Annotated in this window: 6 protein-coding genes; 4 read left to right on the top strand and 2 right to left on the bottom strand. The window is 61.0% G+C overall.

Translation table 11 applies throughout. The annotated features are described in order from the left end of the window. Positions 1 to 300: 300 nt before the first annotated feature. Positions 301 to 492, bottom strand: coding sequence for a hypothetical protein (locus tag ACVOLQ_RS22175; RefSeq protein ID WP_057626798.1), 192 nt, complete (start codon positions 490 to 492; stop codon positions 301 to 303). 2 nt (positions 493 to 494) lie between these two features. Beyond that, complete coding sequence (locus ACVOLQ_RS22180; protein WP_481529328.1) at positions 495 to 2006, bottom strand: FAD-dependent oxidoreductase; 1512 nt, start codon at positions 2004 to 2006, stop codon at positions 495 to 497. Positions 2007 to 2117: 111 nt separating this feature from the next. On the opposite strand from ACVOLQ_RS22180, the gene ACVOLQ_RS22185 reads away from it, so the two are divergent. The 4 genes from ACVOLQ_RS22185 to ACVOLQ_RS22200 form a co-directional block, all read left to right on the top strand. Next, complete coding sequence (locus ACVOLQ_RS22185) at positions 2118 to 3041, top strand: LysR family transcriptional regulator (protein WP_313495812.1); 924 nt, start codon at positions 2118 to 2120, stop codon at positions 3039 to 3041. A gap of 284 nt (positions 3042 to 3325) precedes the next feature. Continuing rightward, on the top strand, positions 3326 to 3745 hold the full coding sequence (locus tag ACVOLQ_RS22190; RefSeq protein WP_313173188.1) for a DUF4279 domain-containing protein: 420 nt from the start codon (positions 3326 to 3328) through the stop codon (positions 3743 to 3745). A gap of 77 nt (positions 3746 to 3822) precedes the next feature. Continuing rightward, positions 3823 to 4200, top strand: coding sequence for a hypothetical protein (locus tag ACVOLQ_RS22195; protein WP_481529329.1), 378 nt, complete (start codon positions 3823 to 3825; stop codon positions 4198 to 4200). Positions 4201 to 5092: 892 nt separating this feature from the next. Then, on the top strand, positions 5093 to 5171 hold a 79-nt coding region (locus ACVOLQ_RS22200; protein ID WP_481529330.1), incomplete at its 3' end, for a DUF6959 family protein.

Genomic DNA, 5171 nt, shown 5'->3' on the forward strand with positions numbered 1-5171 from the left:
ACTGCTTTGCACTGCTTTGCACTGCTTTGCACTGCTTTGCACTGCTTTGCACTGCTTTGCACTGCTTTGCACTGCTTTGCACTGCTTTGCACTGCTTTGCACTGCTTTGCAGTCCCTTCTCCCGCAAGCGGGAGAAGGTGCCCCGAAGGGGCGGATGAGGGGGCTTCTGGCTTCTGCGCGGTGCTTCGCACCTCACCCTCTCCCCAACCCCTCTCCCGGGGGGAGAGGGGCTTCAAGCAAGCTTTCAAGCAAGGCTTCAGGCAGCGCTTCACACAACAGCGCTGCGTGGCGCTACCGGGCTTACTTCTTGAACAGCAGCGCCAACACGCTGGGCCGCAGTGCCAGCTTCATCATCTGGCGGAACTCTGCCGGCGTCAGGCTGGTCTTGCACGGCAGCATGCCGGCGACACCATCCATCACCAGCAGGCCATCCTCGGCCTTGACGTCGTTGATGCGCACGTCCAGCTTCATCGCGGGGGTAGCAACCTTCATGCTCAGCCCTCCCAGTTGCCAAGACCAACGATTTCACGGCCTGCCGCGCGGCCGGAGATCATCGCTTCGGTCAGGTACGAACCGTTCTGGTACAGGTCCGAGAACATCGAGCCCATTTCGCCGGCTTCGTACAGGCGCGGGATGTGCTTGCCATCGTGGTCCAGCACCTCGGACTTGATGTTGCGACGCGCACCACCGCCAGTGCAGACGATCACCGGGTCAACACGCACGCCGTAGAACGGCGCCTGCGTGATCGGGAACAAGGTGTCCGGGTTGCGGCCAAAATCAGCATCGTGCCTGGCCGCGCAGGCCGCGTTGTAGCGCTCCACTTCCGCGCGCAGCTTGGCCGGGTCACGGTTGATCTTCACTGCCAGCTCTTCAAGCGTGTCGGCCTGCTGGATCCAGCCCTTCTCGATTTCCGCCGAGTTGTCATCGGACCACTTGTAGCCGCGTACCACCGGGTTCCAGCTCATCACTTCCACCACCAGCTTGTTGTACTGGCAGGTGATGGCATCAAAGATCATGTGCACCGGCTGCGCACGATAGTGCGGGGTGTCCACCCAATGGCCGTGCTTCTTTTCCTTGTAATGGGTGAGCTGCAGCTCGGCGGTTTCGTTGTAGAAGCGCTCGGTGTTCGCATCCACCTCGATCCAGCTGAAGCTCTGCCAGAAGAAATTGCGCAGGAAGCCGTTGACGAAGCCCTCCGGCTTGAAGCCCGGCCAGATGCCGCCCGACTGGCCCTGGTTGCGCATATGCCACAGATCGGCGCCGGCCTTCTGCAGGATCTTGATGCCGTCGCCGGTGTTGTGCGGCGTGCCCAGCGGTGCCGGGTTGGCCAGGCCGAAGTAATTGCGCTGCATGTCGAGGTTGGCTTCAAAGCCGCCGGTGGCCATCACCACGCCCTTGTTGGCACGGATGGCCACGCGCTGGCCGTTCTGCTCGGCAATGACACCAAACACTTCCAGCGTATCCGGGTCCTGCACCAGGTCCTTGAGCGGCGACTCGTAGGCGATCTGGATGCGCGGACGCAGGCGGATGTTCTCGCGGAAGGCCAGGTACACGCCCGAGGGAATCGGCAGGATTGTGGCCGTGCAGTGCACCGCCTCGCGTGCACCGAACTCAGGGAATTCCAGCACCGCATCGCGCTCGGAGAAGCCGGTGCCATGGATGAACTGCGCACCGGCCTGGGAGGCGCGCTCCTGGATCCACGGCTCCAGCGCTTCCATCGCCTCGGACCACGGCACCAGCATGTCTTCCGGGATCGGGTTGGCCACGCTCATCTTGCGCTGGTACTCGGCCAGCACCTTGGCGTTCTTGGTGATCAGCAACGATTGCCCGGCCACCCGGCTGTTGCCGCCGGTCTCGGCCTCGTTGGCCTTTTCCAGAATGAGGATGGACAGGTTCGGGTCCAGGTCATGCGCCTCGATAGCGGCGCACATGGCAGCCAGGCCAAAGCCGGCGATGACGAGGTCGTACTGCTGGTCCCACTGTTTGACGGCGTTGCGACTGGCCATGGTTCCCCTCCCGGGAGATTGCGATAGGCCCGACTATCAGCGCCCTGCCCCGACAACCGCCAACCAATTCGCGTACGATCCACAACCATTGGTTGTTACAGTGCACCCGCCATGGATCTACGCCAGCTCCGCTACTTCCTGTCCGTGGTTGAACACGGCAGTTTTACCCGCGCCGCCGCGGCCACCGGCCGCACCCAGCAGGCCCTGAGCAAGGGCATCCAGGCGCTGGAGCAGCAACTGGGCGCGCGCCTGTTCGAGCGCGGCAGCCGCGAGGCGCGGCTCACCGACGTGGGCCGCCTGCTGATGGAGCACGCCCAGCCCGCCCACGACGCGGTGCGCCGCTTCGAGGACCGCCTGCAGGAGCTGCAGACCGGCGCCGAGGGACAATTGCGCATCGGCACCGGCCCCAGCACCGCCGGCTCGCTGGTCGCGCCAGCGGTGCTGGCCCTGCGCCGGCACTGGCCGAAGATCGGCATCCACGTCAGCGGCGGCATCCTGCCCGAGCTGCTGCCCAACCTGCTGGCGCGCGAGCTGGACGCGGTGGTCACCCTGCACACCTTCGGCGACGGCGACCCGGACCCGCGCATCAAGAGCGACGTGCTGATGCACGATGAGTACCGTGTGCTCGCCAGCGTGCGCCACCCGCTGGCGCGGCAACGCGATATCACGCCAGCACAGTTGCTGGAGCAGGCCTGGATATTCGGACGGCGCCTGGGCGCGGTGGAGGCCGCGTTCCGGCAACGCTTCCACGAAGCCGGCCTGGAGCCACCGCTCAATACGATGGAAAGCGGCTCACCGGAATTCATGCGCGCGATGATCCGCGACGGCGGCTATCTCACGTTGCTGCCCAGCCGATTGGCGCAGGCCGAGTTGCTTGCCGGCCATTGGGTGAAGCTGGATGCACCTGGGTTTGCATGGCAACGGCCGGTAATGGTTTACACGCGCGACGGCGAGCCGCAGAGCGCGCCCTTGGCAAGGTTTCTACAGGCGCTGCGGAATGCTGCCGAGCAGGCACAGGTGCGACAGGTGGAGTGAAGCGGCGTTTGCCCTGGCTTGTGTACTTACGGGCACAGGAAAATCACCTTTGCGTGCCACCACCACGGCCTTCCGCAGGTTGTTACACCGCGGCAAAGCGATCGCTACCTGTTATGACCGCTAGCTGGCGGTTATTGCAGGCCGAAAACAGCGTATAGAGCGCAGAGCGTTCGAACACAAACATTTGATCCAGCGGGGGAATCCGCCCGGTTCCACGCAGGGACAAAACGCGGGATACTCCGCGCTACACCGCTGTTAGGCGGTCCAATACGAGTTAGCGCTCAATGACAGATCCCAACAACTGCTATGCCTACTTCGCGGTGTACGACGACGACCTTGACCCTTCGGTTGTGTCTGCTGAGCTTGGCACCACTCCGACACGCGCTTGGCGCAAGGGAGACCGAGACTCTCGGCACCGGGAACGGCGGACGGGTAAATGGTCGCTTTATTCCAGGGTCGAGCGTACCGCAGCTTTGGAGGAACACCTGGAGGACGTTCTTCTTCAAATGGACGCCAACTCAAGCGCCTTTGCCGCCGTCAGCCATCGCTTAGGCGGCACCATGCAACTAGTTGGCAACTTCAATGATATTGGTGCGGGACTCTGCGTTTCAACGACTATCGTTTCCCGGCTCGCCTTCTACGGCTTGCGACTAGATCTCGACACTTACTACCTGTATTCGGACAGTCGCGAGTGCACGGGTTGAGCGCTAACAATTCATTCAAGCCGACGCCGCTGCGCGGCGCGGCTTAATTCCAGAGTTAGGTTCCACAAGAGGGTCCAATGATTGCTCCGGTCACAAAGCAGGAAGCTGAAACTCTTCGGAAAATATTGCAGAGCCCCATGGAGAGAATTGAGCTATTTCCAGAGGCTGATGCTTATGGCGCCTGGCTCAGCAAAATAGCTCGCTTCGTTAGCTCCAAAGGCGGGTCGTCTGCAATTGGCGTAGAAGAGTACAAGGCAGACTTCGAATTCTTCACTGCAAGCTCTGAGGAACAGTTGGCATTGCTCTTCCTCACTAAGCTGACCCCACTCGAACTTGTGTTCTTTGGTCAAAATTGGGTGATCAGTGTGTCCTCATACCCAGAGCATGAAGGCTCTCCATCTCTTGAGCGGTCAGTTCGCCTTTACGGGTCAGCCAAGATGGACATCGCAAGCTAGTGTCTATCGCTTCGATGGCACCTAACAATTCATTCAAGCCGAACCCGCTTCGCGGGTCGGCTTAATTCCAGAGTTAGGTGCCGTGGAAGAGTCTTTCTTTGTCGTTAGATGTTGGACCCGCAGCCGTAAGGGCACGAGCAGCCTTTTGGTCGAGCTTCATCAGGCGGGTGACACTTTTCGCGGGTTTCGACAGATCGAGTCTGATCTAGTAATCCCCTCGCTCCGAGATCAGGGCCGGATTGACCCCAGCTTGGAGTACAGGGCATTTACTCTTCCAAGCGTGATTGTTCTTGGGTGGCTATCCGAGCTTCACGGGCACCCCATACCTGCTGTACCAGCACCTACACTCGGCTTTGGCGGGCAAAATTGCTATGTAGAGATACAACACGGCGAGACCTTTTTGCGCCATTCTTGGTGGCTAGACTGCCCCCCGGAGTGGAAGCCGCTAGAGCTGCTTTGGCAGCGCGTGCTTGCACTGCCCGGCACCTAACCGTTCATTCAAGCCGAACCCGCTTCGCGGCTCGGCTTAACTCAGGCGTTAGGCGGCGGTGTGTTTGGTTGGCTGGCCCTTCCTCTCTCGGCAGCAACATCGGCAATTCACCGGTCGGCTCCGGGTAACAGCTCCAACTGTTCTTGGCACCGGCTAGCTCGCCACTTTGTCTTACACCTCACTGCCCGGTCGCAATCATTTCATCGCACTTCGGCGGCGACGCTCGGCAAGGTTTCCCGGCCAAGCTCCATCCCGCAAGCTGTGGCATGATCGACTCGCGTTCGGTTACACAAACAAGGCAGCATTGGTCAGGGGGCAGTAGTTGGCCACAGCCGCCTAACAGTTCATTCAAGCCGAACCCGCTTCGCGGGTCGGCTTAATTCCAGAGTTAGGCATCAGATCATGCGCATCGAGAACGTCGAGATCTACTCAGACCAATCGAATATGCCCGTTGTCCGGCATCCTGGTCGCAAGTTCCCGG

It is taken from the genome of Stenotrophomonas sp. STEN031, assembly GCF_056759975.1.

Coding starts and splice junctions, on each gene's coding strand:
- ACVOLQ_RS22180 (WP_481529328.1), bottom strand. CDS start 2,006: ATGGCCAGTCGCAACGCCGTCAAACAGTGGGACCAGCAGTACGACCTC.
- ACVOLQ_RS22175 (WP_057626798.1), bottom strand. CDS start 492: ATGAAGGTTGCTACCCCCGCGATGAAGCTGGACGTGCGCATCAACGAC.
- ACVOLQ_RS22190 (WP_313173188.1), top strand. CDS start 3,326: ATGACAGATCCCAACAACTGCTATGCCTACTTCGCGGTGTACGACGAC.
- ACVOLQ_RS22185 (WP_313495812.1), top strand. CDS start 2,118: ATGGATCTACGCCAGCTCCGCTACTTCCTGTCCGTGGTTGAACACGGC.
- ACVOLQ_RS22195 (WP_481529329.1), top strand. CDS start 3,823: ATGATTGCTCCGGTCACAAAGCAGGAAGCTGAAACTCTTCGGAAAATA.